Source organism: Candidatus Binataceae bacterium (assembly GCA_035508495.1).
Lineage (GTDB): Bacteria > Desulfobacterota > Binatia > Binatales > Binataceae > JASHPB01.
The window spans coordinates 40,335-66,871 of sequence record DATJMX010000035.1 but is presented as its reverse complement, the minus strand read 5'-3'; the positions used below and the strand labels follow the sequence as shown (position 1 = coordinate 66,871).

Below are 26,537 nucleotides of genomic sequence, written 5' to 3'. Positions count from 1 at the left end.
GCGATTTAGTCGCGCTTGCATCCGAGCCCGTGCTCGGATGAGCAAGCGTTATGCCGTTCGGCTGGTGATTTCAGACTGAATTCCTGCGAGATAGCGGGAGTAGGCTGGCCACTTGGTCAGCAGCTCGGCATGCGTCCCTGATGCGGCAATCGTTCCCTGGTCGACAAAATATACCCGATCGCAGGCCGCAATGGCACTGGCGCGATGCGCGACAATCAGCACGATGCGATCACGTGCAAGCTCGCGCAGCGTCGCCATCAGCGAGTGCTCGCTGCCCGAATCCAGCGGAGCGGTAGGCTCGTCGAGAATCAGAACCGCGGGCTTGCGCAGCAGCGCCCGCGCGATCGCGATGCGCTGCTTCTGACCCACGGACAGCCGTGCGCCACGACGGCCGAGCATCGTCGCATATCCTTGAGGCATTTGCTCGATGAAATCCGCGGCGCCCGCCGCCCGCGCCGCCGCCTTTACGTCATCGAGCGAGGCATTTGGGACGCCGTAGCGGATGTTGTCGGCAATTGATGCGGAAAACAGCGCCTCCTGCTGGAAGACGAAGCCGACGCGGCGCCGAAGCTCGCGAGTCGAAAATGCTCGCGACGAATGTCCGTCGAAATCAATATCGCCGGCGAGCGTTTCGATGAAGCGCGGAATCGCATAGATGATCGTGGTCTTGCCGGCGCCGCTTGGACCCGCGATCGCGATCATTTCGCCGCGCCGCATCAACAGCGATACCTCGTGCAAGATCGGTTCGTCATTGTATCCGAGCGCGACATTCTTCAACTCGATTTGTGTCACCGACTGCCGCATCGCGCCGTTGCCGCTGAGGCTATTGTCGCTGCCGAGGCTGTCCAGCACGCTATGCACGCGGCGCATCCCGGAAACCGCGCTCTGCAGGCTCGCCCAGGTAACGCCGATGTAGCCCATCGGTACGATCAGCATTGCGCCATAGGTGACGAGGAGCAGGACGTCTCCCAATGTGATGCGGCCGTAAATCACTTCGAGCAGCAGGTGATACAAGGCAACGCCCGCGAGCATCGCGACGAGTGGGACCAGGACGAACGCGCACGCCATGATGAGCGCGATAAGCTTGAGCGTCTCCGTGTAGGAGCGCCGGCTGGCGGTGTCGATATTTGAAGCTTCGCGGGCTTCCTGGCCGAAAGCCTTGATCAACTGAACGTGAGCGAGGCGCTCTTCGAAGGCCGCCATCACGTCGCTGCCGCGCTCGCGCATCCGCTGATTCTGATTGCGAAAGAGCCGGCCAAAGATTCCCGAGCCGATCGCGACCGTCGGCAGCATCAGCGCGGCAATCAGCGGGATCAGTGGCTCGTTGCGGAACTGGGCCCACAGAATCACAATCGTGCAGACAAAGGTTAACAACGACAGCAGCGGCCGCACGATGCCGTTGTAGAGCAGGTCGTTGATCGACTGGCTGTCGTTCATCGCGCGAAATACCGCGTCGCCGATTTTCTGATCGTTGTAAACAGCCAGTGGAGCGCCGAGGAAGCGATCGTACACCGCAGTTCGTACAGACTGGTTGACGCGCTGCGTGAGATCGATCGTTATCGCCGTTTCGAGATACCCGAACAGGCCGTTCCAATCGCTGCCGCCGCCGTTCGCACCGTTGCCAGTCGATCCCGCCTGGTCGAGGCTGCCACCGCCAACTTCGGTATCGAGGCCGGTCGGCTGCTCGCCCGCTGCACCAATCAAAACGAGGGTGAAGCCTAAGAACACGATGACCGCCGTAAGCAGGGACCATCGTCCCGGACCTACGATCGGCAACAGGATCGCCGCGGGCAGGCCGGTCAGCGGATGCCCGTCGATCACGTTGTCGATGATGATCTTCATCGGCCACGGTCCGAGCAGATAGAAGACCAGCGCGAAGGCAATGATCGAGCACTTGAGCGTCACGAGGCGGCGATGCTCGGCGATGAAGGGCCAGCTCTTTTTCAGAACGCGCCATGCCTCGGCGGCACTGAGCGGGGCTGTTTCGTCGCGATAAAGACGTGTCGGCCGCGCTTCGCCGTCAGGCATTGCTCTCTCCGGCCAGCGTTATATCGAGCGAAGCAGAATCGCTCGCGACGATTTGGCCCGCGTCGAGGCGAAAGACCGTGTCGGCGAGCGCGGCAGTCGTGCCGCGATGCGTCACCACAATCACCATCCGCGTCGGCGCTTCATCGATCCATTCGCGGATTCCCGCGAGGACCTGGCGCTCGGTAGCACCGTCGAGCGAGGCCGTCGGCTCGTCAAGCAGAAGTATCTGCGCGTCGCGGAGCAGGGCGCGCGCCAATCCGATTCGTTGTGCCTGCCCGGTCGAAAGCTTCGATCCCTGCTCACCAAGCAGCGTGTGGAGTCTGTCCGGAAGCGAGCGAAGATACGGCTCGAGGCCCGCGCGCCGCGCCGCAACCAGGATCTGCTCTTCCGATGCAGCCGGATTGCTATAGGCAATATTGTCGCGAATCGATGCGGCGAACAGCGGGTTCTCCTGCAGCGCGACGGAAATAACTCCGCGCCACGCAACCAGTTGAAAATCGCGTATGTCGATTCCGTTCGCGGTGATTTTTCCAGATGCGGGATCGAAGAATCTCAGCATCAGGTTGAGCATCGTGCTCTTGCCCGAGCCGCTTTCGCCCGCGACCGCCGTGATTTTGCCGGCGCGCGCCTCGAGACTCACGTCGCGCAGCACCGGCTCTCCGCCGTCGTAGCTGAAGCTGGCGCGCTCGAAGCGCAGCGCGTCGATCTTCGATGGTGGCAATTCCGAGCCGCTCTTCAACTCGGAATCGCCTTGCGTGGCGAGGAACTCGAGCACGCGCGCCATCGCGATCGTCGTGTCCTGCAACGCTCCCCAGTCGTTCACCAGGTCGGCGGTGCGCTTGGTGGAACGCTTAAGGATGACGAGCGTTCCCTGGAAGGTCCCGAGCGAGGCCGCGGCGCTCAGGAACGCGCCCCCAAGGAGAACCTGCCGTGCGCCCAACCAGATGGCCGCGATCTGCGCGATGCCTAGCATCGTGTTGTTTATGACCTTGTACCGCACGAACATCATGCGCGCCCGCCGCGCCGCCATGAACGCGTCCCAGTTGTCGCGTGCGTAGATTGCGCCCTCGTTTTCTTCGGTGCCAAAACTCTTGACCGTTTTGATCGAGGCGAGTGTTTCTTCGATGCGGGTAATTGCGTGCGCCATCCCTTCGCGTTCCGTCACGAAAGCGCGTCTGAGGCTCGCGCTGTAATAAACCGCCAGCGCGATGGCGGCGGGGATGAGCAACGCGAGCAGTATCGCCATCGGACGATTCAAAAGCGCGAGCCAGATCAGATCGGCGACGATAAACGGAACGCCCAGCAGCGGCCGCATAACCAGCGTCGCGATCACCCGCGAGAAGACGGCCGAGTCCTGGAACATCCGGAACATCGCGTCGCCGATCTTCTCCTCGCCGTGAAAGCGCAGGCTGAGATCCTGCAAGCGCGCGTAGAGATCGACGCGAAAGAGGTTCGTGACCTGCTGGAGGATCCAGACGACATATCCGTAACCGAGCGCAACGATCGGCAGCACAATCGCGCCGACGATTGCGGCAGTGACCACCAGATGCATCAGGACCGTCTGGCGGCTCGCATCGAGCGGCGCATGGATCAGGAATGCCTCGATGCGCGTTAGTGGATGACCGTTGCCGATCACGTCGAACAGGATGCGCGCGATCGCGACCGCGATAACCCCAACCGGCAGCGCGAGGGGGAGGATCGCGAACATCAGGAACATCAGATGCCGCCGGTACGGCTTCACGAACGGCCAGATCCTGCTGTAGAGCCGGAAGATGTCGCGGGAGCGGATGTGGTGCGGATGGGGAAAGCTGAGTTCTTGCGCGGGCGGTGCTGCGATTTCAGAGACGGGCATCAGATTCAGCACCTTGCATCATTGGAGCGCGCGCTCAGCCATTGTGTACGCCCGGATCATACTGCCTGGGAAAGTTCCCCGTAAAGGCAGCCGATGTTATCGTCGCCGCAGTAAATTCGCTGCGAGGAGTTCGTCATGCCGGCTCTCCTGTTCGAAAAACGCAACCATATCGCCTACCTCACCTTCAATCGTCCCGAAGTCCACAATTCATTCAACCCCGAGCTTATCGTCAGGCTCGGCGAGGCCTGGCAGGAGATCGACAAGGATGACGACGTGCGCGCCGTGATCGTTTCAGGCGCCGGCAAGGTCGCATTCTCTGCGGGCGCCGATCTCGGCAAGTTGATTCCGCTGTTCACGAAAGCGCGCAAGCCCGAGGACGAATGGGATCGCAAGCTGCTGGCGAAGCGCAAGCTCAGCGATATCGCACTGCTGCGCGGCTACAATACCTCAAAGCCCGTAATCGCCGCGGTCAACGGTTTTTGTATCGCGGGCGGCATGGAATTCATCCAGGCCACCGACCTCCGCGTCGCATCCGAGAATGCGAGCTTCGGGCTCCAGGAAGTGAAGTGGGCGATCATCCCGGGCGCCGGCTCGCTCGCGCGTCTGCAACGTCAGATTCCTTACTGCAAGGCGATGGAGATTCTCCTGACGGGTAATCGAATTGACGCGAACGAAGCGTGGCGGCTCGGACTCGTTAACTACGTCGTGCCGCAGGAGAAGCTGCTCGCGAAAGCAGAAGAACTGGCGGCGACGATCGCAGAGAACGGACCGCTCGCGGTGAAAGCAATCAAGGAAGCGGTGCGCCGCACCTCCGGCCGGCCCTACGAGGAAGCATTCAAGATCGAAAACGAATGCGCCCGCGAGGTGATGCTCTCCGAAGACGCCAAGGAAGGCCCCCGCGCCTTCATGGAAAAGCGCAAGCCGGTTTACAAAGGAAGATAAACGCGCAGTGAGCACCCTTTCTGCGCCTCTCAGTATCTTTCTGGTCCCCTCTCCTAGGATAAGGAGAGGAGATCAGACAATAAGGAGATGGGATTCAAAAAGAATCAGTATCAGGCGCCGGCGAGCGCTCTTACAGTGTTTGGATAATCGCGCTTGGCAGTCTGGGCGGGGCCGATCGGGAACACGACGGGATGGGTTACGCCGGCCGCGCGGAAGCGGGCGACGAGGTCGCGGCCGGCCTGTGGCGGTCCGAAGGCGGCGATCTTACGGCACGAGGCCTCGCTGATCTGCTGCGGCGCTTCGTCGCGTTTTCCTTCGCGCCACAGTTTGCGAACTTGCTCGAACTCCTCGGCGAGGCCGTAGCGCGCGAACATCTTGTTGTAGCTATCCACGAACGCATAGCCGGCGAGCTCGCGTCGAAAAGTGTCGACCGCCTTGTCTTCCTCTTCCGTGATACACATGCGGATGTAGATTCCGACATCAACCGCGTTGGGATCGCGCCCGGCGCCGATCGCGCCCGCCCGAATCTGCTCGACCATCGGCGCAATCGCCTCGGGCGGCGAATAGTTCATCAAAACGCCGTCGGCGACTTCGCCCGCGAGATGCAGCATCGGCTCGTTGAGCGCGGCCAGATAGATCCGCGGCGGACGGGACGCCGTGATCCGCATCCCGAGGCGGAAATCAGACTTGTAAACCTCGCCCGCGAACTTCGAGCGGCCCTCGCTGAAGAGCTGGCGCATGATCGTGACGCACTCGCGCATCGCCGTGATCGGTTTGCGATACGACGCGCCATGCCAGCGCTCAACGATTATTGGGCTCGACACGCCGAGGCCCGCGATCGCACGCCCGCCGGAGAACTCGTTGATGGTGAGAAAGCTCATCGCCATCGCGCCCGGAGTGCGAATCTGGATCGGGATGACGCCGGTCGCGAGCTCGGCCTTTCTCGAATTGAGCGCGAGCGCACCGAGGCTGACCAGCGCGTCCGGGCCTGATACTTCGGCGATCCAGAACGACGTGTAGCCCGCCTCTTCGGCTTCATTAAGCAGGGCGAAGCGTTCGTTCATGGGACCGCTGGTTAGCGAGGTCTGCAAGCCAAGTTTGTTTGCCACGATTGATTCCTTGTTGTGCAACTTATCGTTTCAGCCGGTGATGCGGGGAGCCTGGAACGTGCCCGTGAGCTGATAAGGAGTCGGACCTGGCGGATGCGGCAGGCCGGCGAGCAGGAAGGCAAGGCGTTGCTGCGCGTCGGGTGTCACGTTGAGCGTAAACTGGATGTCAAGTTCACTGTTGCGGGGATCGGCGGCGAGCTGCACGGTTCCCGTGGCGCTGATTTCGATATCGCCGCCGCTCGTCTTGAAGTTCTGGATAGTCACGATTTGATTCTGCACCCCGATCGTCGCTTCGGCCTGACCGACCGCGACCGCCGGTAGCGGCGGCGGCGGCGTGAGATTTACGCTCTCCGCGTCAAGCTCGAGGTTGCCCGACGTTGCGACGGGGTTGACCGGAGGCACCCAGGCCGTGCCCTTGCCGGACAGCGCGCCGGCCATCCCGAGGCCCCAGACATCGAGCAGCTTGAGGTTCGCGAGCTGCAGGTTCCTCAGTTTAAAGCTGATCAGCGTGCCGCCCGCGCTGGGCCGCGCGACCGTATTGATATTGCCGCCGTAGAGATCGGCTTTGACGTGCAGGCCAGGATGAAAGATCAGGATGGAAAGAAGCGCCGGGGCGACGATTACACGCGGGCTGCTCAATACTGCCGCGCCGGGCGGCGAGAGCGGCGCAACCGTCACGTTGTCGAGCTCGGCGCCGAACGGGAAGCTATAGCCTTGCGAGCCGATCGTGATGCTGTAGCCCATCGGCGCGAGCCCGTCGGAGAGCGCCTGCGGATAGGGAAATCGCGCGGCCAGGAACGCGAAGAAGATCGATAACCCGATAATCGCGTACGCCGCGTAGGTGAGGCGCGAGTAGCTGGCCGCGCGCGGCTGCGGCTCAGCCATTTCGGGCGAGCGCGACGCAGGTCATGTTCACGTCGAACGAATGCGTGTCGGGCGTGCGGCGCTGGATGTGCAAATCGTCGATTCCGACCGGTACCGGCAGTGAGCTGATCCCGTAGAGCGCGTCGACCACCTGCTGCAGGGTGACGTTGCTGAGGCTCAGCTTGACGCTGAACTCCGTGAAGCTGTCGGACACCTTGCGCGGCGGATCGGGAACGATCGCGGCGATCTTGTCGCGGCCGAAACTCTTTGTCATCGCGGTCTCGACGACTGAGAAGAGCGCGAAGTCGCGGCTCAGCGGGACCGTATGATGCTCGGCCTGCGCCAGGTCGGCCTTGAGATCGATATAGGTCATCGCGAGATGCCGCACCTGGATCAGATCGACGCGGCGCTGGATGATCTTCTGCTGCAAGTCATCGCCGATATTCACGATCGGAAGATAAACGAAATTGTAGACCGCCAGCGCGCCGACCAGCCCGGCCGCGATTTGGACGAGCAGGCGCTCGCGCGGCTCAAGCTTCTGAAAGCGCGAGCGCGCCTGATCGTAGTACGGCTTGATCTGTGCGCCGGCCTGCCGCGCATAGGGCGCGACAAGGATGCCGACGCGGTTTGTCGCCGCGCGCAGCGGTGGACCGACAATCGCGCTGATGCGCTCGCGGACGGAGTCGAACCAATCGCGCAGCATCGCCTAGTTGTCCCCCTGGTCGCTCGAGCTTGGCGTGCTGGGCGCGACGGCGTCCTTGAAGGTCGCATCGATTTTGAAATCGACCTTGCTCGCGTCGGTGCCAGCCTTGGCGTGCGAGACTTCGATCGCGCCGAAGTAGTCGCTCATGTCGAGCGCGCGCTTGGCCTGATCCACCGTGGTGTACGAGTCGGCCTGTCCGCTCATGTGCACGCCGTTTTCGTCGAGCTGATAGTCCTCGATTTCAACCGGAAAGCGCGCGGGCAGGGCGCGCGACACGACCGCGAGCGTTTCGAGCGGCGAATGATGCGCGAGGTTGCCACCGATCAGCTTGAGCCGTTTGTCCATCTGCGCGATCCCCGAGCGCAGCGTCGTCACGGCCTGCGCCGGATCGGTCGGCCCAAGGACGGGCCTCGTTACAGCGCTGATTTGTTCATTGATGAGATGCAGCTGATGCAGTCCCGCGGCGACGCCGAAGCCGAAGTGAATCAGGGCGAACAGGAGCGCAACTCCGGCAAGGATTCCCGAAGTATAGAAGGGCGAGAAATCGCCACGCACGCTTCCGCGGAAGGCGAACTGGCCCTGTCGAAAGTTGAGCAGTTCAACCGGCCGCGATGGCATCTCACCGAGTAGCATCGCCACGCATGACGCGAAACGTCCGCTCGCGGGCGTGCCGTTTTCGAAGATCGCTGAATAGTCGAACTCAGTCGGATCGCGCACCGCGATTGCGAGCGCATCCGAGAGCATCGAGCGGACTGCGGGCGCTGCCGACGCGGTGCCGGCCAGAATCAAATCGGTTTGCTCGCCATCGCTGCCATGGGCCAGCAAGGTCTGCCGCACCGAGGCGACCACGGCATTGGATACGTTCAAGGGCGCGGGCGTGCCGTCAGGACTCAGCAGACTGCGATCGAGAGTGCGCAGCGCGCGCGGCATCCCCGCGGAATCGAGCAACACCATCGAGGTGAAACTCTGATCGGCTTCGATCACGAGATGCGACGTCGGTGTCGCACCATTCTGAGCGCGGCCGAAAAGCGCTGCCAGCGCGAGAGGCGCGAGCGTGACTATCTTGGGATCGAGGCCCGCGCCGGCGAGCAGCGCGATATGCGCTTCGAGGTCCTGCTTGCGCGCCATCGCGGCCATCACCAGCGTCTTCTCGCCATTGGTGCCGACGCGGGCGAACGCAACCAGGCCGTCATCTACGGGAAACGGCAGATGCTCTTCAAGCTCGTAGGGAACCACCTGATGCAGCCGGCGCATATCGGCAAACGGCAGCTCCAGGAGCCGCTTCACTACCAGACTGCCCGACAGCGACGAGATGACAATATCGACCGGGCCGGCCTCGCCCGCAAGGCGTTTCAGGGCGCCGCTCAGATCGGGCTCATCGTTGGCGCGAACCTTTTCGAAGGTGCCCAGAAACTGGAACGTGCTCCACGCGCGCTCGGCCAGAGCGGCGCGAACCCGATCGCCGGCCAGTTCAATTGCAAGAATCCGCTGCGCCATCCCCGCCCGCTATTCCTCGTGCCACACAGTCAACGTGCCGACCCCGGTCTGCTCGCGATGAAAAGTTGAAGTCACAATCTTGCGTGCCCCAGCGTACGTACCGATCCCGGTAATAGTAAAGAATTGGCTGCGGGTGGTTAAGAGCTGGGCGATACGGGTACCGAACGACTGGATGTCGGGCAAATTTGCCACGTCCGTCGATTGGGTGAAAGGCCTGACCGTGCGCGCCTCGATTATTTCCTTGACGCCCTTGGGATCTTCCATGAGCTGTGGATCGAGCGCCATCAGCACTTCGGGCGGGGCGGTATTGGCGTTGACCTGCGTCTCCGGCATCACGGTGATAAACGGCGCGATTCGATTGAAGACCGCGTCGGTGACGCCGCGCACCATCTTGAGGTCGCCGATCGTCGGCATCGGAGTGTTACGCGCCTGGTAAGGCGGTTTCAGCCGCAGGTAGAAATCGGACTCCGCGCCGCCCGGTGATTCGATACTGTCGGGATCGAGCCAATCGATAATAGCGGGCAGGATTCGCGGGTCGACGCCGAGGACGGTGAACAGGCGTTCGAAAATCAGCAGTTGCGGCTGATTGGGCTGGCCCTCATTGGTGATCAGGAGATTGATATTGAGTTTGCGCGCTTCGTCGACGATCGAGAGCGAAACCTGGCCGCCATCCAGATTCAGCGGCGGAAACGGCGCCGCCCACACGTCTTGCAACGAGTCGGCCGGTTGCTGGGACAGCATCTGCATGCGGGCGGATTGGGCCAGCAGCGCGAGGCCGGCCCCGGTCGCGGATCGCGCGAGGTAGTAGGCACGTATCTCATTGGCCTGATTCGCCGCCGAGACGAAACCGAGGCCGCTCTCGGACGCGAAATCGACCACGATCAGCGTCATCAGCGCGAGCCCGAGCAGCACGACCAACAGAGCAACGCCGCGCTCGGAGCGTTTGCCAACGCGCTTTACCATTGCGACACCGCCATCGGAATCATTACTTCGGTTCCGAAATCCAGAATACTGCCTGACGGCGTGGCCATCCGCATTTCGATCGCGACGGCGACCGGCAGTTGGCGGCCGGGAGGCAGGGCCGTTGAATCCCAGTTCTCGGTCCACTGATCGCCGTCGAAATAGCGCAGATGCAGTGAGATTACGTTGGGCGCCAAGATCACCGGATTGCCCGAGTCGTTGGTGTCGAGCAGCCCGCTCTGCTGCGAGCGGCGCAGCATCAGCCATCCCGGATGATGCGGGTTTCCGACCGTTGACCACGAGACGATATTCTCGGCGCCGTAACCGACGATCGCGCGGCCATGTCCGCTGTCCAGCGTCGACATCGTGAGCGAATCGGCGGTGTTGCCGAAGGCATTATGGCCGGCGCCGATGAAAACCACGCGACTCGGCACGATCGGCGTCTGCACCGCACCGCGAATCTCCTTGGTCATCTCCCACATCACGGCGCGTCCGGCGCGATCGGCGTAGAGGCGATCCTCGGCGTGGACCTTGCTCGCCGCAACCGCGTGGAACGACTCCGCCATCATCGCCAGGATAAGGCCGAGCACGCCGATCGCGAGCATCATCTCAAGCAGGGTGAAACCTGCCGCCGAGCGCGATCGTATGCGCGCCATCAAGGTCAATGCATTGGCCCCGTCGGCGCTCCGCCCTGTTGCGCAGGACCGCCGGCGCCTTGCTGCATTTCTTCGAGCGGCACCGGATTGTGGATGAACTCGCTAATCGTAAAGGCGTGACCGAAGCCGGCGCCATAGAGCACCGTCACGCGAACTTTGCGCACGTCGGGAAAGATCCCCGACTCCTGGACCAGGCGCAGCCATCGGTAATTCGGAAACTTATTCGGAAACACGGCGTTGAAGTCGCCGTGCGTGTTGCCGTCGTCCGGATAGCGCTGCAACTCGGCCTGCGTCATTACGACCTGCGCGAGCATCGCGGCGCGCGTTTCATCCTGGGCGTCGATCACGCTCTGCATACTGCGATGATGCAGTCCGAGCAGGGCCGTCAACCCCATGCCGAGGACGAAGATCGCGATCAGCACTTCGAGCAGGGTGAATCCGCGCGAGGCATCGATGTTCGGCGGATGGCTCACTGCGCGAACATCCTGTCGGGCTCGACATCGCCGTCGGCGATCCCGACAAGTCCGGTCAGCGGATTGAAGGCGAGCGTCATGACGTTGCCCGAGGCGTCCATCAGGTGCACCACGGTCGCGTCGACATAGCCCTCGGGATAGAACTGGCAGAAGGCGATTCCGCGGTTGGCGCTGCCGATTCCTTCGACGCTCACGTCGCGAATCCGCACGTCAGCCGGCAGCAGCACCGGCATCGAGCCCGGACTGTGATCGGGAGTGAAGCTCGGCTCGACGTTGACCGGCGTGACCGCGTAGGGATCGAGCTTGGTGACGTAGTAGCCGTTGCGATCGATGTCGAACACCAGCCGCAGGATGACCTTCTGTCCGGCGGCCTTGTCGAACAGGAATGTCGCGCGACCCGCGAGGCGACGCGACTCGCTCTTCAGTTTCGCGTAGCGAAATCCGCCGAGGTAGGGCAGGGCGAGCGTGATCATCAGCCCCATGATGAACAGCACGACGGCGATTTCGAGCAGCGTGAAGCCGGGCGCGCCGCGGCTGGATGGCGATCGCCGCCTGAGATCAGGTGCGCGGCCCGCGCGTGGCGGGAACCCGCTCATGAGTTCTGTGAACCGTCGATATCGTCAGCGCTCTCAACACCGTCAGGTCCGTAGGACTTCAGGATGTAGTTAGATCCATCGCTTTGGTAGACGTAGGGGTTGCCCCACGGATCTTTGGGCAGGCGTTCGATGTATCCGCCCGGAGGATAGCCCGGTGGAATCCGGCCCGAGGTCGGCGCCGACACCAGCGCCTGCAAGCCCTGGTCGGTAGTCGGGTAGAAGCCGTTGTCGAGGTAGTAGCGATCGAGGCTGGTCTTGAGCTCGGAGATATCGGCCTGAGCCTTGGTCTTCTTGGCCTTATCGGCGGCTCCCCGCAAGCTCTGCACGACGATCGTCGCGAGCAAACCGAGGATCAGGATCACGACCATGATCTCGATCAGAGTGAAGCCGTCCTGATTGCTGCGGCGATCGCGCATGGCACGCATCCTCAAATCGTTCATTGCATCAACTGGTTGAGCTGGAAGATCGGCATCAGCACCGCCAGCATCATGAAGACGATAACACCCGCCATGGCAAGCGTCATTACCGGCTCGAGCACGGTCGTCATCTGGCTGAGCGAGTGCGAGACCTCGCGTTCGTAGTTGTCGGCGACCCGCTCGAGCATCCGTTCGAGTTCGCCCGAGCGCTCGCCGACGCGGATCATTTCGATGAGTAGGGGAGGGAAGTAGCCGCTCTGCGAGAGCGTCTGGCCCATGCCGTGACCCTCGCGAATCTCTTCGCGGCTCTTCTCGACCGCGCCGCGCAGGAGGGTGTTCGTGATAACGCCTTTGACGGCATCGAGCGCCGGCAGCAACTGAACGCCGCTTGCGAGCAGCGTCGCGAGGGTGCGGGCAAAACGCGCGCAGATAATTCGCACGATAGTCGGCCCGATATACGGGATGCGTAGGATCGTTCGATCGTAGATGGCGCGCCCGCGCGGCGTCGACAGGATCGTGATGATACCCGCGACGAGCGCGACGACCAGGATCCCGATCAGCCACCAGTAGGTCGTCAACAAAGTCGAGAACGCGATCAGGATCTGGGTCGCCAGCGGCAATGCCGCATGCTGCTGCTGGAAGATCGTAGCAACCTGCGGCACGACGTATGTCACGAGGAATCCCATGATCGCGGCACCCACGCACATCATGATGATCGGATAGGTGAGCGCGCTGCGCACCTTGGTCACAAATTCGTTCTGGCGCTCGCTGTATTCTGCGAGGCGATCGAGCACTTGCTCGAGCGCCGCAGCCTGTTCGCCGGCTCGCACCATGCCGACGTACAGATCGGAGAAGACATCGCGATGTGATGCGATCGCGTCGGCGAGCGACGTACCTTCACGCACACGCTCGCGCACCTGCGAGAGCATCCGCTTCGTCACGGCTCGCGTGGCCTGATCGCTGAGCGCGCCCAGCGCATCGACGAGCTGTACACCCGCGCCAAGGAGCGCGCTGAGCTGCCGCGTCATCAGCGCCAGGTCGCTCGGCGACATCCCGCGGGTCATCTTCGGCAGGTAATCGGTCCACGATTTGGATGACTGCGCGGCGGCCGCAGCCTCGCGCCCGGCTTCCTCGCTCAGATCGGTTGTGAAAGTGCCCGCGGAGCGCAGCTTGGCGCGCGCCGCCCGCGCGCTCTCGGCATCGACAACGCCGCTGACCGCGCGGCCGCTCGCATCAAATCCGTGATACGCGAAAACCGCCATGCTGGATCAGTTCTCCGCAGCGCGCGCTTACTGGATGTCTTCCTGGGTGACGCGCAACAATTCTTCGATCGAAGTTTCGCCCGCCATAATCCGCGCCGCGCCATCCTGACGCAGCAGGATCATACCCTTGCCGGTGCAATGGCGCCGGATGGTCGAGGAATCGGCGTGCTGCATGACGAGCGCGCGAATCTCGTCGTCCATGACCATGAGTTCCTGGATCGCCATTCGGCCGCGATAACCGGTGGTGCGGCAGTTGCGGCATCCCTTGGGACGAAAGATCGTGCCGCCAGATCCGCTCGAGTCGCGCAGACCGATTCGTGTGAGCTCGGTCTGGCTCGGCACGTAGCGCTCCTTGCAATCGGGACAGAGCTTGCGCACGAGCCGCTGCGCCAGCACGGCCAGAATCGACGAGGAGACGAGGAACGGCTCGATTCCCATATCGACGAGGCGGGTGATCGCGCCGAACGAATCGTTGGTGTGAATCGTTGAGAAAACCAGGTGGCCGGTGAGCGCCGCGGTGATCGCGATTTCGGCCGTCTCGCCGTCGCGGATTTCGCCGACCATGATGACGTCGGGATCCTGGCGCAAAATCGATCGCAGACCGCTCGCGAAGGTCAGATCGATCTTCGGATTCACCTGCATCTGGCCGACGCCGCGCAACTGATATTCGATCGGATCTTCGATCGTGATGATGTTCTTCTCGGGCGAGTTGATACGGCTCAGGCAAGCATAGAGCGTCGTGCTCTTGCCCGAACCGGTTGGACCCGTCGCGAGGATGATGCCGTGGCTCTGGCGAATCAGGCGATCGATCTTCTGGAGGTTGTCGCCGGAGAAGCCGAGGTGGTCGAGGTTTACATCCACGGCGGCCTGCGCGCGGTCGAGCAGACGAAGCACGAGACGCTCGCCGAAGTGAGTCGGAATCGAAGAGACGCGGATATCGATATCGCGGCCCGCGATACGCAGACGGATTCTACCATCCTGCGGCAGGCGCTTTTCGGCGATATTGAGGCCCGCCATGACCTTGATACGCGAGGTGATCGCGGGTTGCAGGCGTTTGGGCGGCGACAACACGTCGTAGAGCATGCCATCAACACGGAAGCGCACGACCAACTCGCGCTCGAAGGCCTCGACGTGGATATCGCTCGCGCGGTCCTTGACCGCTTGCGAGAGAATTCCATTAACCAGCTTTATGATCGGCGCGGCATCGTCGGATTCGAGGAGATCGAGCGGCTCATTGGCCAGCTCATTGGCGACCAGGTCGAGGCGCTCCTCGCCGAGATCGATCATCAGGTCTTCAGCCGTGGTCGCCGCCGCCTGATCATAAACCCGATTTATTGCTTCGATGATAACTTCGTTGGGCGCCACCACCGGCTCGATTTGCTGGTCGAAGAGCAGCCGCAAATCGTCGAGTGGTTCATAATTGGATGGATCGGCAACCGCCACCGTCACGGCAGTATCGGAACTGGCGATCGGCAAAAGCCGGTTCTTCTTGGCGTAGTTGATGGGAATCTTCGCGACCAGTGTCGGGTCGAGCGAGTTTTCGTCGATATGAGCCTGGAACGGCAGGCGATATTCCTGTGCGAGTGCGCGGGCGAGGCGCTGAGGCTCGAGCGCGCCCATTTCGACCAGCACGTCCGCGATCTCCTGGCCCGGCTTTTTGCGCTGACGCGCCTTGTCGAGGTCCTGAGGAGAAACCCACGAACGATCGAGCAGGATGGCCTCGAAAGTTTTGCGCGCGGTCGCCATTACCCGATGAAAATACGGATCAATAGACTTTCTGTCATCATGCAACCGAACGCGAAACCTGAGGGTAAACCGCTAACTCGCTCCATCGTGCATAATTAGACACGATGCATCTGGTGGCTTGCAAGATAACCCTGATCGAGCCTGCAATCGGCAAAACTACCTAGTAGTGGGAAGTTCCGCTGCTCCCGGGCCCGCCCATGATTCCTCCGCCACCGATCCCCACGCCAAATCCGGTCCGTTGCTTGGCTGGCGTCGTGTGCTCAACCTCCTGCCATGAGACGAGCTTGCCACCAACAAACTTCAAATCCAGGAAAGTTCCCTTGTCGCCTTCCTTGGTCGAAGTGTAGAGCAGCCCCGCGACGATATCATTGCTGTTGGGCTTATAGGGATAGCTCCAGACCTCGTCGCCGTCGCGCTGGTAGTCTCGGATCGTCGGCTCGCCGAAGCGCGCATGAATTTCCGATGAACTTTCGCCCACCTGGATCGAATCCGCCATGTGCGAGGCCTTGATCCGTGTTCCGGCCTGGTAGGCAACCCCACATCCGGCGAAACCCAGCAATGCCACCGCGCCGGCGACCAACGAAAATCTGGAAATCGTCCGCACCGAGGGGATTCTCGTGAGCCCGACAATCAAAGTCAACGCACAGGCGAATTTCTCCGTGTGCGTAGGCCACATCTGCGCTGCATGTGCTATACACGAGGCGATCATCGACGCCCGAAGGAGGCCTCAATGGCGCGCCGACTGACACTCGTGAAAGGCGCTTCCGAGCGCGGCGCCCTGGTTTACGGGATGCGGATGTTCGACGCGGGCGCGATCGCCAGCGTCGAGCAGGCGCGCGTCACGCTCGCGGGCGGCGAAGGCGCCGGCGTCACGATGCATCTGATCGAAGGCACCCGCGCCCAGATTCGGCGTCAGCTCATGCAGAGTATCGACGCATTCTTCGAGTTGCTCGACGAAAACTAGCCGGCAGGCTGAGGAGAATTTCGATGAACCTGGAATTTATCAAGTACGAGAAACGCGGCCACATCGCCTACATCACCTTCAACCGCCCCGAGCGGATGAACGCGCTCCATCCGCCATGCCACGTCGAGATGGACAATGTGTGGGACGATTTCGTCGCCGACAAAGCGATGTGGGTCGCGATCGTCACGGGCGCGGGCGAAAAGGCCTTCTCCGCCGGCAACGATCTGCGCTGGACGGCCGAGAATCGCGGCCGGCTCGACACCATGATGCGCTCCAAAGGCGGCTTTGCCGGGATCACGGCGCGCTTCGATATTTACAAGCCGATCATCGCGGCGGTTAACGGCTTCGCACTCGGCGGCGGATTCGAGATCGCGCTCGCTTGCGATATCATCATCGCGGCGGATCACGCGCGCTTCGGACTGCCGGAGCCGCGCGTTGGACTCGCCGCAGCCGCAGGCGGAGTGCATCGTCTGCCGCGTCATATCCCGCTCAAGATCGCGATGGGCATGATGATGACCGGCAAGCACATCACCGCCCAGGAAGCTCATAAGTGGGGTATTGCCAACGAAGTCGTGCCGGCCAAGGATCTGATCGCGACGGCAGAGAAGTGGGCCGCCGAGATCATGGAATGCTCGCCCATCAGCATCCAGGCGAGCAAGCAGTCCGCAATGGACGGTCTCGGAATTCCAGTCGCGGAAGCGATGGGAAAGTCGTACGATCTGATGCAGAAGCTTTTCCGCTCGAAGGACGCGGTCGAAGGGCCGCTGGCATTCTCAGAGAAGCGCAAGCCCAACTGGACCGGCGAGTGATGTAATGCCAGACGAGCTCGTACTGATCGGGCATATGATGCGCCAACTGGTCGCCGCGTACGCGACCGCGGCGATCCCGCCGATCGGTACGGGCTCGTTCTGGATCATCGTGTGTTTTTACGGCGTGGTGTCGGTGCTTTTCGACGATGAAACGCCGCGCGGCATCCCCGGAATCGATGTGATTTATCAATTGAGACCCGACTTCAACCGCGACAATCAGTAGCGGGGACCTCTCGAAAAATCCTTAAGGTTCCTGCGCTTTTCGAAAGAACAGGGGATGCGCTTGCGGATTGATTCCGGGATTGATAATCATTCTCAACATGTACGTATGCATCTGCAACGCGATCACCGACCGTCAGGCGCGCGCCCATACCGATTCTTCGTCGTGCTCGGTGGCGGCCTTTTATCGCGCCCTTGGCGTCAAGCCGAAGTGTGGCAAATGCGTGCCCGCAGTGCGTCAAATGCTTGATTCCGGCTCCGCTGAGATTCGCCAGGAATCGTTAGCCAACATTGAGCGCTAAGCGCTCTTTCGCCCGCACTCCCATTGTACATAAACTGATCTGGTCGAGACTGTCGGCCCGGAGAATACCGTGAAGGGTGATCCTCAGGTAATCCAGTTCCTCAACACCGTGCTCCGCAACGAGCTGACCGCGATCAATCAATATTTTTTGCACGCGAAGCAGCTCGACCATTGGGGTGTCACGAAGCTCGGCAAGTACGAACGCGATGAATCGATCGTCGAGATGAAACACTCCGATCACATCATCGAGCGCATCCTGTTTCTCGAGGGTCTGCCCAATCTCCAGGATCTCGACCGCCTGCTGATCGGCGAGAACGTCAAAGAAGTGCTCGAATGCGATCTGAAGCTCGAGCTGAAGGCGCTGGGTGATCTTCGCGCCGCAATCGCGCACTGCGAATCGGTCAAGGACTTCGTCACCCGCGACCTGCTCGAAGGAATCATGCACGAAGAAGAAAAGAGCATCGATTTCATCGAGGTCCAGTTCGACCTGATCAAGCAAATCGGAATCGAAAACTACATCCAGCTCCAATCCAGCAGCGCGAGCTGACCTAGCGTCCGAGGTACTGCGCGAAGAACGACTCGATGCGCCGCCAGCTGTCCTCGGCGGCGTCGTGGTTGTACTCGGCCTTCATCGGGCCGATGCGGCCGATCGTCGAAAGCACGCCTGAGTTCTGGCTCATGAAGCTGTGGCCGGCGCCTTCGTAGATCTTCACGTCGTGCGGCACGTTCTTCTCGGTGAGTAGCTTTTCGAGGCGCTCGCCCTGCGATGCAAACATCTTGTCATTGCGGCCGTAACTGCCAATCACAGGACAGATGCCGCTCAACTGCTCAGGCGTCTTCGGCACGTCGCCGTAGAACGTCGCGGCGACCTTGAGCGGTGCGCGAATCGCGTACATCAGTGCGAAGCCGCCGCCGAGGCAGAATCCGATAACGCCGATTCGCGACGGATCGACCGCTGATTGCTGCTGCAGGAAGATCCGCGCCGATTCGAGATCCTTGAACGCGTCGCCCTCGCCGCGATTGAGCGTCATCATCGTGCGCGCCACGCACATCAATTTGTTGCCGCGCCGATCATAAAGATCCGGTGCGAGCGCGGCGTAGCCGAGATCGGCGATCCGTCCCGTGATGCGCCGGATATCGTAGTTGAGCCCGAAGATCTCGTGAATCACGATCACGCCGGGATGCTTGGCGCCGTCGGCCGGCGCCGCATATGCGGCACGCATCATGAGACCGTCGTGAGTGGGAAAGCTGACGTCCTGGGTATTCATGGCGATGCTCTCGCGATCAGGTCACTTCTTGTTTCTGCGGCTTTTCGATTTGGGCCCTGAGCCGTAGTCGCCGAAAGGATCGTCGCGCTCGCGCACGGCCTGCCGGAAGCCGATATCGCCGGCCCGCGTGACGAAATCGAGGCCCTCCTGGGTATGCCGCGCGATTCCGTCAAAGAGCGAGCCGACCAGGCGCGACGTGCTGAGCCCCATGTTCTCCGCAGTATGGTTGCACAGCAGCTTCAGCATCTGGAGTTGATTCAGCGGCACCCGCGCCATCCGCTCGGCGAACGAAATCGCATGCTGCTGGAGCCGATTGTCGGGAACGGTTTCGAGAATGAGTCCGATTCGCGCCGCCTCCGGCGCGGGAATTTCATCGCCTGTCAGCAGGTAGCGCTTCGCGCGCTCAAGCCCCATGCGATAGACCCACATCGAGGTTGTCGGCGTGCCCCATACGCGCGAAGGCGGATAGCCGAACGACGCACCCTCGGCCGCGATAATCATGTCGGCGCACAACACCATGTCGGTGCCGCCGCCGATACACCATCCGTGGACCGCCGCGATCGTCGGCTTACTCGCATACCAGAGCTTCATGTAAACATTCACGTAGCGCGAGATCATCCGCAAGTCAGACGCGGAATCCCACGCCCGAGTGCGCTTCTGCTCCGCCGCCTGCGCCTGCGTCGCAAAGCCGAGCGCGTAGCCGCCGCAGAACGCCGGCCCCTCGGCCCGCAGCAGGATCACGCGCACCTCGGGCTCGGCGTCAGCGTCGTCGATCGCAGTGGCAAGCTCGTCGCGCAACTCGGGCGTAATCGTGTTGTACTCAGAAGCGCGCGTCAGAACGATCGAGCGCACGCCGCTATGTGTTTCGGTCCGAAGCGTCTTAGGCATCGCCAGTCACCAGCAGCCATATAACAGCAGCCGACCGCCCCGCGACAGGGCATCATTTCACTGCGCGGCAACGCGATTGCGCCGAGCATGATGTGGCACGCATTCCTGACCATCACCTAGAGCGAAAGCTGCCACCGTCGAAAAGCGTGCCGAGCGAAGTCGAAGGGACTCTCGGAGGCCCCTTCGCTGCCACCACAGATTTCTCGACTCCGCAAACTCCGCTCGAAATGACACAAGGGAGGCAGCCTTCGCTCAGGATCACGTTAAATGAATCCGGGATTTGACCAATCGTTAGCAGCGACAGCCAACGACCATCAAACTGAACAAAATACGCGACCTAGCCGCGCGTTGAGCCTCGCCGTATGGCGGCGCTCTCTTTCGGTCGAGTAGATTCGACTGGGAGGGGGGCAGGATGTACACGCAGGATCCGCGTTTCTGGCGGGCGGGAGCGATTGCGACGACGATCTTCATGAGCGCCGTGCTCGCGGCCCTCACGATCGACACCCTGAGGCAAATCACGCCCGGCGGGCGGCACGTTCCCGCCTACGAAGTAATCAATCGCGCTGTCACCTACGAATACGATCCGGCCCGCGGCGAGTATGCTCCAAAGATCGGCGCCGAAGAGCTGATCTTCGATCACAACTACAGTGCCGACGAGGCCGCGGCCGCGATCGCCAAGGGCAAGCTGGTGATTCAGAGCCGCGCCTGCATCGATTGCCACACCTTCTTCGGCAACGGCGCGTATTACGCTCCTGATTTGACTCGGGCGTGGATGGATCCGATCTGGGCGCGATATCCGGGGCCCAAGCGCGCCGAGCATCTGGCGCGATTCCTCATGAAGCCGCTCCGCCTCGGCTCCCGACCGATGCCCGATCTGCATATCCAGCGTGACGAGGCGGAGACGGTCGTCGCTTATCTCAAGTGGATGTCTTCGGTTGACAGCAACGGATTCCCGGACCGCTTCGGCGCGGCGGCGGCGCAATAGGAGGCGGGCGATGTATCGAGCGCAGCGGCTGGGCCTTAAATATCTGACGGCATCGATGGTGATGTTCGGCGCGATGATCGCCTTTGGCCTGCTCTCGGCCATCTACTACGTATTACCGGGATTCCTGCTCAACGTCTTTAACTTCAGCACCGCCAAGATCGTGCATATCGACGGACTCGTCATCTGGATGCTGATGGGCTTCATCGGCGCGATCTACTGGTTTCTGCCGCAGGAACTCGAGCGCGAGGTCGAGGGTATTGGACTTGCCGAAATCCTCTTCTGGGAGTTTTGCGCCGCGGTCGCGGTCGTCGTCGCCGTATTCATCACGGTTCAATATGGCGGGGCCAATGAGCTGAGCATGTGGTTCATCAACCAGGGCCGCAAGTACGTCGAAGCGCCGCGCTGGGCCGCAATTGGTATCGCCATTGTGGCAGTAGTGTTTGCCTACAACGTGATTGCGACGACGGTCGCGGCGCGCCGCTCGACGGGAATCATCAGCGTGCTGATCGCCGACCTCGTGCCGCTCGTCGTGCTCTATCTCGATGCATTCCCGGAAATGAGCAACATGTCGGTCGACCTGTTCTGGTGGTGGTGGCTGGTGCACCTGTGGGTCGAAGCGACGTGGGAGGTTCTGATCGGATGCATCATGGCCTGGACGCTGATCCATCTGGTGGGCGCGGCGCGGCGCGTGGTCGAGAGCTGGCTCTACGTCGAAGTCGCGCTGGTGCTCGGCACCGGAATCCTCGGCCTCGGACACCATTATTTCTGGATCGGCACGCCCCGCTACTGGTTCGCGATCGGCGGATTCTTCTCGGCGCTCGAACCGCTGCCGCTCCTTGGGATGGTCGTGCACGCCGTGTATGACGCCGGCGAGCGGCATCTGGAGGCCGCGAATCGGCCCGCGTTCTATTGGACGCTGGCCGAGGCCTTCGGCAATTTTCTCGGTGCCGGCGTATGGGGCTTCATGATGACGCTGCCCCAAATCAACCTGTATTCGCACGGCACGCAGTGGACCGCCTCGCATGGGCACTTCGCCTTCTGGGGCGCGTACGGATGCGGCGTTATTTCGGTGCTGTATCTCGCGATTGGCGAGAGTCGCGGATCCGTCGCGCTCGACGGCCGTGTGTGGAAATGGTCGTTCGCGCTGCTCAACACGGGGATGCTCGGGATGGCTGGTGCGCTTCTCGTCGCGGGAATCGATCAGGCGTTTTACGAGCGTGCGATCGGCGGCTCGACGTGGAACGCGTTCCTCTCGATGGAGGGCCGGCCGTGGTTTAACGAGAGCATGTGGGCGCGGCTCGCATTCGGCCTCGTCTTCGCCGCGGGCTTCGCGATTCTCGCCTACGATCTGATCGCGGTCCCAAAGCGCGAGCGCGTCGAATCGCGCCAAACGATGGCGGCGGCCGGCTCATGAATCCGTCAGCGATGGTCGAGACCGCACTGATGCTCGGCGCGCTCGTGATCGCGGCGGGCCTTTACGGCTTGCTCTATTGCGTTGCGCGTCTTAGGGAGAGTTCGTCGTTGAATGCCGCGAGCGGTGTGACCGGGGCGGTGATGTGTGCAGTCGCACTCGCAATCGTTGTCGTCACGCCGCTGCATCCCGGATGGAAAGTGCTGGTCGCGGCGAGCGCGGTGGTATACGTCGCGATTCCGCCGGTCACATGGCGCTACCTGGCCAGAGTTCATAGCGAAGGGAGCGAATCTCATGATTCCGAATCTGCTCAGCACGCTGATCGGATTGGGCCTCGTCTGCACCGTAGTGCTGGATAGCGCGGCGATCGAATCCCACGGTGTAGTGCTGCTGGTTGCCGGCGCGCTGCTGGTTGTGCTCGGCGTCCTCGCGTGGCGCATTGACTACCTCAAATGGCCTGGAGCGACGGCGCTCGTGTCAGGAGCAATAGTCACGATCACGTTCGCTTCGGGATTGGCCGCGCGCTCGGCCGAATCCGCCTACTGGATAACCTTCTGGAGCGGCAGCGCCGCCGGCGTCGTGTCGCTATGGTCCGCACTCTACCGCGGCCCGCTGGAGCAAGTACCTACTTGATGTCGTCAAGATTGAAGACCGTGCGCGCGCGGACGAGATCGAGAAGTTCGGCGGTCTCTCCGCCGAGCTTGCCCTTCTGCTCGGTCTGGATCACGATTGCGCCGCGGAAGTTCGCACCGAGAATCCTCGCCAGCGTGCGCAAATCGCAGTGCCAAAAGGACTCCGCGTCTTTCGAGGATATCTGGCTCGCCTTCGGCAGTGCCGCCATGACCGCCTGGTAATTCGGCGCCATCCGATCGACGAATATCGTGATGTGCTGACCGGCCAGACTTGGCGGGCTGAAGTCCAGATCCGGTTGCCCGTATGCGGATTCGAGTTCTTTGCGCGCCGCGGCATAGGGCTTCGTCGGCGGCTTGTTCGACCACGGCGTCTCCATCCACACGCCGAAGGTCCGCCGTCCGTCCTTTTCGCTCGAAAACCAGAGCTGTAGCGTGCGGCCGTCCTTTAGCGTCGTATCGATATGATAGAAGGGCGACTCCTCGAGGCCGCTCGACTTGACGTTGTTGCCAAGATAGCCGCCGAAGTTGCGCGGCATGCTCTTGCCGTAATCGCCATTGTAGAGCCCTTCGAGAAACTGCTGGTCGAGAGCAACCTCGTCACTTTCCGGCATATCGAGCGGGATACTCACCAGCCGCATTCTGTCTGCGGCTGACGCGGCGGAGACGAGAGCAAGAACGGCGAGAGTTGCCAGGAGGAGCGCTTTTCTCATGCGCTCCGGGTTTTACCTCATCGGCGAATCGGCGTCACGCGAAGGCTCCAACGGGCTTGGGGGAGGCTCGCGCTTTCAGAGGTGTCAACAAGCAGTTATCGATTTGATGTCCGCGCAAGTCGAGATGCCCGGAAATGTCTCCGTCGCTATCGCTACGGGAAAACGCTATCAAATCGCAGGGAGCAGCCGAACATGGATTCCTATCTAAAGCATGCACCACTCGCGCATACCTACTCGATTGTTGCGCGCGATGCCGCTTCGGGTGAGATGGGCGTCGCGGTCGAGTCGCACTATTTTGCCGTCGGCTCTGTCGTTACGTGGGCCGAGGCCGGCGTCGGTGCGGTTGCGACGCAGGCGCTGGCTGAGCCTTCGTACGGCAAGCTCGGGCTCGATCTGATGCGCGCAGGGAAGAGCGCGCCCGATGCGCTGGCCGGTCTCGTCGCGAGCGACGGCGCGAGTGCGATTCGCCAGGTCGCGATGGTCGATGCTCAAGGACGAGCTGCGGCACATACCGGCGCGATGACGATCGCGGAAGCAGGGCATATCGTCGGCGACGGATTCTCCGTGCAGGCCAACATGATGCTGCATGCCACGGTGTGGCCCACAATGGCCGAGGCCTTCAAGTCAGCCAAGGGCGAGCTCGTCGATCGCCTGCTTGCAGCGCTCGATGCCGCTGAAGCCGAAGGCGGCGATATTCGCGGCCGTCAGTCCGCCGCGATTCTCGTAGTCGCCGGCAAGAGCACAGGACGTCCGTGGTACGACACGCTCTACAATATCCGCGTCGACGATGGGCCCGAGCCGCTGATCGAAATTCGCCGCCAGCTCGCTGTCGCGCGCGCCTACACGCATATGCGGCTTGCGCAGAACGCTGCCGAGCGCCGCGACTTCGACACCATGACGCTCGAATTCGAAACCGCTTCGCGCCTCATCGGCGATAATCCCGAGATGCGCTTCTGGCACGCGGTGGGGTTGCTCAGCACCGGCAAGACCGACGAGGGTATCGCGAAGCTGCGCGCGGTGGCAGCAATTGATCGCAACTGGATCACGCTTGCGCTGCGGCTGCCGCCGTTCATGCTGCCTGTTGATGCGGCAGTCAAAGAACGAATCAGTAAAATCGCCTAGATCCGCGTCACGAACGCGACAATTCGACTTTTGGCCGCCACCACTCCTGCGATAAGCTTAGGTGCTGATCGCTACGCAACCAGGAGTACGCGAATGCCCCAGCCCAGCGGCGCGCACGATGCGGCCGAGACTTCACCGCGCGTGGAGTATGAACTGCAGCTCTATTATTGGATGAAGTTGATCCGCGCCTTCGAAGAGCGCGTCTCGCGATTGCATCGCCAGAACAAAATCTTCGGCGGCGTCTATTCCGGCGCCGGGCAGGAGGCGATCGTCACCGGAATCTGCGCCCCGCTCAAGGAGGGCGACTTCGTCGCGCCGCTCCATCGCGATATGGGCGTCTTCATCATGCGCGGTGTCGATCCCGGCCGTCTGATGGCGCAGCTCATGGGCAAGGAAACCGGGCTTTCGCGCGGTAAGGATTCGTTCCTGCACGGCGGCGACCTCGAGCACGGAATCTTCGGCTCGACCTCGATGCTCGGCTCGTCGCTGCCGGTCGCAGTCGGCGCGGCGCTCAAGTTCAAGATGAAGCGCGAGAAGAATATCGCCGTGGCGTTCTTCGGCGAGGGCGCGGCCTCGCGCGGCGACGTTCACGAGGCGATGAACTTCGCGGGTGTCCACAAGCTGCCCGTGCTCTTCGTATGCGAGAACAATCGCTACGCGTATTCGACGCCGCTCGAAAAGCAAATGGCGATCGAAGACGTGGCGGATCGCGCGCAGGCCTACGGCTTCAAGGGCCACGTATGCTCCGGGAACGATCTTCTCGCCGTCCTCGACGTAACCGAGCGCGTGGTGGAGAAGATGCGCGCCGGCGAGGGCCCGGCGCTGATCGAATGCAAGACGTATCGCTACCGCGGGCATAGCGAGCACGACGCGGCGCTCTATCGCGACAAGGAAGAGCTTATCGAATGGGAGAGCCGCGATCCGATTCCGCGCTACGAGTTTTATCTCGAAAAGAAAGGCCACGACATCAAGGGTATCCGCGAGCAGATCGACGCCAAGACGCAGCAGACCGTGCAGCAGGCCGTCGACTATGCGGAACAAAGCCCTTTGCCCGATCCCAAAGAGGCGCTCGAAGACATCTACGCGCCGAACACTTTCAAATTTCCTTCAACCTCGAACAACGGTAACCGCTAGACCCTCGCCATGGAAAATACCTACATCAAAGCGATCAACACCGCGCTGCACGAAGAGATGCGCCGCGACGAAAACGTCTTCATCATGGGTGAGGACGTGGGCGATCTCGGCGGCGCGTTCAAGGCGACCGAGGGCTTGCTCGAGTCGTTCGGCGAGGAACGCGTGATCGATACTCCGATCTCGGAGGCGCTGATCGTCGGTGCGGGGATCGGCGCCGCGGTGCTCGGGATGCGCCCCGTGGTCGAGATGCAGTTCGCCGATTTCATTTCGTGCGCATTCGATCAGATTGTGAACATGGCGGCGACTCTAAGTTATCGCCATGGCGGCAAGGCCGCGTGTCCGCTCGTCGTGCGCGCACCGTCAGGAGCTGGAGTGCACGGCGCGCTGTTCCATTCGCAGAATCCCGAGGCCTGGTTCACCCGCGTGCCGGGTCTCAAGGTCGTCGCTCCGGCGACGGTCTACGATGCCAAGGGTCTGCTCAAGAGCGCGATCCGCGACGACAACCCGGTCGTGTATTTCGAGCACAAGCGGCTCTATCGCAGCATCAAAGAGGATTTGCCAGAGGGCGATTTCACGGTGCCGATCGGGGTTGCCGAGGTGCGCAAGCCCGGCACTGATCTTTCGTTAATCACGTATGGCGGCACGCTCGGGCAGTCGCTCGATGCGGCGAAGATCGTCGAGAAGGAAGATGGGCTCTCGGTCGAAGTGCTCGATCTACGCACGCTGCTGCCGCTGGATCGCGAGGCGATTCTCACCACGGCGCGGAAGACCGGCAAGGTTCTGATCGTGCACGAGGATCGCATGACCGGCGGAATCGGCGGCGAGATCTCCGCGATCATTACCGAGAATGCGTTCGAGTTTCTCGACGGACCGGTGCGGCGCGTGGCGGCGCTCGACTCGCACGTCGCGTTCAGCACGCCGCTCGAAGAAGCGATTCTGCCCAACACCAACAAGATCGTGGACGGCATCCGCAGCCTGGCGGCGTATTAA

30 protein-coding genes are annotated in these 26,537 nt (G+C 61.9%); 12 read left to right on the top strand and 18 right to left on the bottom strand.

The annotated features are described in order from the left end of the window. Nucleotides 1-48: 48 nt before the first annotated feature. Together VMA09_11820 and VMA09_11815 are read right to left on the bottom strand one after the other, a co-directional pair. Nucleotides 49-2,028, bottom strand: coding sequence for an ABC transporter ATP-binding protein (locus VMA09_11820; protein HUA34287.1), 1,980 nt, complete (start codon nucleotides 2,026-2,028; stop codon nucleotides 49-51). Next, nucleotides 2,021-3,880 (bottom strand): ABC transporter ATP-binding protein, encoded by a 1,860-nt coding sequence (locus tag VMA09_11815; GenBank protein HUA34286.1) that lies wholly within the window; start codon nucleotides 3,878-3,880, stop codon nucleotides 2,021-2,023. The genes VMA09_11820 and VMA09_11815 overlap by 8 nt, the downstream gene beginning before the upstream one ends. Nucleotides 3,881-4,015: 135 nt before the next feature. Between VMA09_11815 and VMA09_11810 the strand changes: the two genes are divergently transcribed. Beyond that, the gene (locus tag VMA09_11810; GenBank protein HUA34285.1) at nucleotides 4,016-4,822 is read left to right on the top strand and encodes an enoyl-CoA hydratase-related protein; all 807 of its coding nucleotides are present in this window, start codon (nucleotides 4,016-4,018) and stop codon (nucleotides 4,820-4,822) included. Nucleotides 4,823-4,932: 110 nt separating this feature from the next. Here the strand turns inward: VMA09_11810 and VMA09_11805 are convergent, their stop codons facing one another. The 12 genes from VMA09_11805 to VMA09_11750 all read right to left on the bottom strand — a co-directional run bounded on the left by VMA09_11805 (nucleotide 4,933) and on the right by VMA09_11750 (nucleotide 15,708). Continuing rightward, a complete protein-coding gene (locus VMA09_11805; GenBank protein HUA34284.1) occupies nucleotides 4,933-5,931 on the bottom strand; it encodes an LLM class flavin-dependent oxidoreductase in 999 nt (332 codons plus the stop codon). Between the two features lie 30 nt (nucleotides 5,932-5,961). Further along, a complete protein-coding gene (gene gspN / locus VMA09_11800) occupies nucleotides 5,962-6,816 on the bottom strand; it encodes a type II secretion system protein GspN (GenBank protein HUA34283.1) in 855 nt (284 codons plus the stop codon). Beyond that, on the bottom strand, nucleotides 6,809-7,498 hold the full coding sequence (gene gspM / locus VMA09_11795; GenBank protein HUA34282.1) for a type II secretion system protein GspM: 690 nt from the start codon (nucleotides 7,496-7,498) through the stop codon (nucleotides 6,809-6,811). Before gspM ends, gspN begins: the two co-directional genes overlap by 8 nt. A 3-nt stretch (nucleotides 7,499-7,501) precedes the next feature. Next, the gene (gspL, locus tag VMA09_11790; GenBank protein HUA34281.1) at nucleotides 7,502-8,995 is read right to left on the bottom strand and encodes a type II secretion system protein GspL; all 1,494 of its coding nucleotides are present in this window, start codon (nucleotides 8,993-8,995) and stop codon (nucleotides 7,502-7,504) included. A gap of 9 nt (nucleotides 8,996-9,004) precedes the next feature. Beyond that, nucleotides 9,005-9,958: a type II secretion system minor pseudopilin GspK gene (gene gspK / locus VMA09_11785; GenBank protein HUA34280.1), complete on the bottom strand. Its 954-nt coding sequence runs from the start codon at nucleotides 9,956-9,958 to the stop codon at nucleotides 9,005-9,007. Then, the gene (locus VMA09_11780; GenBank protein ID HUA34279.1) at nucleotides 9,952-10,611 is read right to left on the bottom strand and encodes a type II secretion system protein GspJ; all 660 of its coding nucleotides are present in this window, start codon (nucleotides 10,609-10,611) and stop codon (nucleotides 9,952-9,954) included. The genes gspK and VMA09_11780 overlap by 7 nt, the downstream gene beginning before the upstream one ends. A gap of 5 nt (nucleotides 10,612-10,616) precedes the next feature. Beyond that, nucleotides 10,617-11,084 (bottom strand): prepilin-type N-terminal cleavage/methylation domain-containing protein, encoded by a 468-nt coding sequence (locus VMA09_11775; protein ID HUA34278.1) that lies wholly within the window; start codon nucleotides 11,082-11,084, stop codon nucleotides 10,617-10,619. Beyond that, nucleotides 11,081-11,680 (bottom strand): prepilin-type N-terminal cleavage/methylation domain-containing protein, encoded by a 600-nt coding sequence (locus tag VMA09_11770; GenBank protein ID HUA34277.1) that lies wholly within the window; start codon nucleotides 11,678-11,680, stop codon nucleotides 11,081-11,083. The genes VMA09_11775 and VMA09_11770 overlap by 4 nt, the downstream gene beginning before the upstream one ends. Then, nucleotides 11,677-12,096: a type II secretion system major pseudopilin GspG gene (gspG, locus tag VMA09_11765; GenBank protein ID HUA34276.1), complete on the bottom strand. Its 420-nt coding sequence runs from the start codon at nucleotides 12,094-12,096 to the stop codon at nucleotides 11,677-11,679. The genes VMA09_11770 and gspG overlap by 4 nt, the downstream gene beginning before the upstream one ends. 20 nt (nucleotides 12,097-12,116) lie before the next feature. Continuing rightward, nucleotides 12,117-13,358, bottom strand: coding sequence for a type II secretion system inner membrane protein GspF (gspF, locus tag VMA09_11760; GenBank protein ID HUA34275.1), 1,242 nt, complete (start codon nucleotides 13,356-13,358; stop codon nucleotides 12,117-12,119). 27 nt (nucleotides 13,359-13,385) lie between these two features. After that, nucleotides 13,386-15,104, bottom strand: coding sequence for a type II secretion system ATPase GspE (gene gspE, locus VMA09_11755; protein HUA34274.1), 1,719 nt, complete (start codon nucleotides 15,102-15,104; stop codon nucleotides 13,386-13,388). A gap of 160 nt (nucleotides 15,105-15,264) precedes the next feature. Continuing rightward, on the bottom strand, nucleotides 15,265-15,708 hold the full coding sequence (locus VMA09_11750; protein HUA34273.1) for a hypothetical protein: 444 nt from the start codon (nucleotides 15,706-15,708) through the stop codon (nucleotides 15,265-15,267). A 126-nt stretch (nucleotides 15,709-15,834) separates the two neighbouring features. Between VMA09_11750 and VMA09_11745 the strand changes: the two genes are divergently transcribed. The 5 genes from VMA09_11745 (at nucleotide 15,835) to bfr (ending at nucleotide 17,944) form a co-directional block, all read left to right on the top strand. Next, nucleotides 15,835-16,068 (top strand): hypothetical protein, encoded by a 234-nt coding sequence (locus tag VMA09_11745; GenBank protein HUA34272.1) that lies wholly within the window; start codon nucleotides 15,835-15,837, stop codon nucleotides 16,066-16,068. A 23-nt stretch (nucleotides 16,069-16,091) separates the two neighbouring features. Next, complete coding sequence (locus VMA09_11740; GenBank protein HUA34271.1) at nucleotides 16,092-16,877, top strand: enoyl-CoA hydratase-related protein; 786 nt, start codon at nucleotides 16,092-16,094, stop codon at nucleotides 16,875-16,877. Between the two features lie 4 nt (nucleotides 16,878-16,881). Further along, entirely contained in the window at nucleotides 16,882-17,100 is a 219-nt protein-coding gene (locus VMA09_11735) for a hypothetical protein (GenBank protein HUA34270.1), read from the top strand. A gap of 67 nt (nucleotides 17,101-17,167) precedes the next feature. After that, nucleotides 17,168-17,398, top strand: coding sequence for a (2Fe-2S)-binding protein (locus VMA09_11730; GenBank protein HUA34269.1), 231 nt, complete (start codon nucleotides 17,168-17,170; stop codon nucleotides 17,396-17,398). 69 nt (nucleotides 17,399-17,467) lie between these two features. Beyond that, nucleotides 17,468-17,944, top strand: coding sequence for a bacterioferritin (gene bfr, locus VMA09_11725; GenBank protein ID HUA34268.1), 477 nt, complete (start codon nucleotides 17,468-17,470; stop codon nucleotides 17,942-17,944). Between the two features lies 1 nt (nucleotide 17,945). Here bfr and VMA09_11720 read toward each other — a convergent pair whose 3' ends face one another. Next, nucleotides 17,946-18,665, bottom strand: a complete 720-nt coding sequence (locus VMA09_11720; GenBank protein ID HUA34267.1) for a dienelactone hydrolase family protein — start codon at nucleotides 18,663-18,665, stop codon at nucleotides 17,946-17,948. Between the two features lie 21 nt (nucleotides 18,666-18,686). Then, nucleotides 18,687-19,553 (bottom strand): crotonase/enoyl-CoA hydratase family protein, encoded by an 867-nt coding sequence (locus VMA09_11715; GenBank protein ID HUA34266.1) that lies wholly within the window; start codon nucleotides 19,551-19,553, stop codon nucleotides 18,687-18,689. A 412-nt stretch (nucleotides 19,554-19,965) separates the two neighbouring features. Between VMA09_11715 and VMA09_11710 the strand changes: the two genes are divergently transcribed. Together VMA09_11710 and VMA09_11705 are read left to right on the top strand one after the other, a co-directional pair. Beyond that, nucleotides 19,966-20,538, top strand: coding sequence for a c-type cytochrome (locus tag VMA09_11710; GenBank protein HUA34265.1), 573 nt, complete (start codon nucleotides 19,966-19,968; stop codon nucleotides 20,536-20,538). A gap of 10 nt (nucleotides 20,539-20,548) precedes the next feature. Beyond that, nucleotides 20,549-21,952, top strand: coding sequence for a cbb3-type cytochrome c oxidase subunit I (locus VMA09_11705; protein ID HUA34264.1), 1,404 nt, complete (start codon nucleotides 20,549-20,551; stop codon nucleotides 21,950-21,952). 73 nt (nucleotides 21,953-22,025) lie between these two features. On the opposite strand, the gene VMA09_11700 is transcribed toward VMA09_11705, so the two are convergent. Further along, complete coding sequence (locus VMA09_11700; protein ID HUA34263.1) at nucleotides 22,026-22,199, bottom strand: hypothetical protein; 174 nt, start codon at nucleotides 22,197-22,199, stop codon at nucleotides 22,026-22,028. 44 nt (nucleotides 22,200-22,243) lie between these two features. Between VMA09_11700 and VMA09_11695 the strand changes: the two genes are divergently transcribed. Continuing rightward, nucleotides 22,244-22,582, top strand: a complete 339-nt coding sequence (locus tag VMA09_11695) for a hypothetical protein (protein HUA34262.1) — start codon at nucleotides 22,244-22,246, stop codon at nucleotides 22,580-22,582. On the opposite strand, the gene VMA09_11690 is transcribed toward VMA09_11695, so the two are convergent. Continuing rightward, nucleotides 22,575-23,291, bottom strand: coding sequence for a hypothetical protein (locus VMA09_11690; protein HUA34261.1), 717 nt, complete (start codon nucleotides 23,289-23,291; stop codon nucleotides 22,575-22,577). The genes VMA09_11695 and VMA09_11690 overlap by 8 nt on opposite strands. A 192-nt stretch (nucleotides 23,292-23,483) precedes the next feature. On the opposite strand from VMA09_11690, the gene VMA09_11685 reads away from it, so the two are divergent. From VMA09_11685 to VMA09_11675, 3 genes are all read left to right on the top strand, one after another. Continuing rightward, a complete protein-coding gene (locus VMA09_11685; GenBank protein ID HUA34260.1) occupies nucleotides 23,484-24,413 on the top strand; it encodes a DUF1028 domain-containing protein in 930 nt (309 codons plus the stop codon). A gap of 93 nt (nucleotides 24,414-24,506) precedes the next feature. Further along, the gene (locus tag VMA09_11680; protein ID HUA34259.1) at nucleotides 24,507-25,547 is read left to right on the top strand and encodes a thiamine pyrophosphate-dependent dehydrogenase E1 component subunit alpha; all 1,041 of its coding nucleotides are present in this window, start codon (nucleotides 24,507-24,509) and stop codon (nucleotides 25,545-25,547) included. Nucleotides 25,548-25,556: 9 nt separating this feature from the next. Next, complete coding sequence (locus VMA09_11675; protein ID HUA34258.1) at nucleotides 25,557-26,537, top strand: alpha-ketoacid dehydrogenase subunit beta; 981 nt, start codon at nucleotides 25,557-25,559, stop codon at nucleotides 26,535-26,537.

What these genes read in the sequence shown, in the direction of transcription:
- VMA09_11820 (HUA34287.1), bottom strand. Translation starts at nt 2,028, where the DNA reads ATGCCTGACGGCGAAGCGCGGCCGACACGTCTTTATCGCGACGAAACA.
- VMA09_11815 (HUA34286.1), bottom strand. Translation starts at nt 3,880, where the DNA reads ATGCCCGTCTCTGAAATCGCAGCACCGCCCGCGCAAGAACTCAGCTTT.
- VMA09_11810 (HUA34285.1), top strand. Translation starts at nt 4,016, where the DNA reads ATGCCGGCTCTCCTGTTCGAAAAACGCAACCATATCGCCTACCTCACC.
- gspN (HUA34283.1), bottom strand. Translation starts at nt 6,816, where the DNA reads ATGGCTGAGCCGCAGCCGCGCGCGGCCAGCTACTCGCGCCTCACCTAC.
- gspM (HUA34282.1), bottom strand. Translation starts at nt 7,498, where the DNA reads ATGCTGCGCGATTGGTTCGACTCCGTCCGCGAGCGCATCAGCGCGATT.
- gspL (HUA34281.1), bottom strand. Translation starts at nt 8,995, where the DNA reads ATGGCGCAGCGGATTCTTGCAATTGAACTGGCCGGCGATCGGGTTCGC.
- gspK (HUA34280.1), bottom strand. Translation starts at nt 9,958, where the DNA reads ATGGTAAAGCGCGTTGGCAAACGCTCCGAGCGCGGCGTTGCTCTGTTG.
- VMA09_11780 (HUA34279.1), bottom strand. Translation starts at nt 10,611, where the DNA reads ATGGCGCGCATACGATCGCGCTCGGCGGCAGGTTTCACCCTGCTTGAG.
- VMA09_11770 (HUA34277.1), bottom strand. Translation starts at nt 11,680, where the DNA reads ATGAGCGGGTTCCCGCCACGCGCGGGCCGCGCACCTGATCTCAGGCGG.
- gspG (HUA34276.1), bottom strand. Translation starts at nt 12,096, where the DNA reads ATGCGCGATCGCCGCAGCAATCAGGACGGCTTCACTCTGATCGAGATC.
- gspF (HUA34275.1), bottom strand. Translation starts at nt 13,358, where the DNA reads ATGGCGGTTTTCGCGTATCACGGATTTGATGCGAGCGGCCGCGCGGTC.
- gspE (HUA34274.1), bottom strand. Translation starts at nt 15,104, where the DNA reads ATGGCGACCGCGCGCAAAACTTTCGAGGCCATCCTGCTCGATCGTTCG.
- VMA09_11745 (HUA34272.1), top strand. Translation starts at nt 15,835, where the DNA reads ATGGCGCGCCGACTGACACTCGTGAAAGGCGCTTCCGAGCGCGGCGCC.
- VMA09_11740 (HUA34271.1), top strand. Translation starts at nt 16,092, where the DNA reads ATGAACCTGGAATTTATCAAGTACGAGAAACGCGGCCACATCGCCTAC.
- VMA09_11735 (HUA34270.1), top strand. Translation starts at nt 16,882, where the DNA reads ATGCCAGACGAGCTCGTACTGATCGGGCATATGATGCGCCAACTGGTC.
- VMA09_11720 (HUA34267.1), bottom strand. Translation starts at nt 18,665, where the DNA reads ATGAATACCCAGGACGTCAGCTTTCCCACTCACGACGGTCTCATGATG.
- VMA09_11715 (HUA34266.1), bottom strand. Translation starts at nt 19,553, where the DNA reads ATGCCTAAGACGCTTCGGACCGAAACACATAGCGGCGTGCGCTCGATC.
- VMA09_11710 (HUA34265.1), top strand. Translation starts at nt 19,966, where the DNA reads ATGTACACGCAGGATCCGCGTTTCTGGCGGGCGGGAGCGATTGCGACG.
- VMA09_11705 (HUA34264.1), top strand. Translation starts at nt 20,549, where the DNA reads ATGTATCGAGCGCAGCGGCTGGGCCTTAAATATCTGACGGCATCGATG.
- VMA09_11695 (HUA34262.1), top strand. Translation starts at nt 22,244, where the DNA reads ATGATTCCGAATCTGCTCAGCACGCTGATCGGATTGGGCCTCGTCTGC.
- VMA09_11690 (HUA34261.1), bottom strand. Translation starts at nt 23,291, where the DNA reads ATGAGAAAAGCGCTCCTCCTGGCAACTCTCGCCGTTCTTGCTCTCGTC.
- VMA09_11685 (HUA34260.1), top strand. Translation starts at nt 23,484, where the DNA reads ATGGATTCCTATCTAAAGCATGCACCACTCGCGCATACCTACTCGATT.
- VMA09_11680 (HUA34259.1), top strand. Translation starts at nt 24,507, where the DNA reads ATGCCCCAGCCCAGCGGCGCGCACGATGCGGCCGAGACTTCACCGCGC.
- VMA09_11675 (HUA34258.1), top strand. Translation starts at nt 25,557, where the DNA reads ATGGAAAATACCTACATCAAAGCGATCAACACCGCGCTGCACGAAGAG.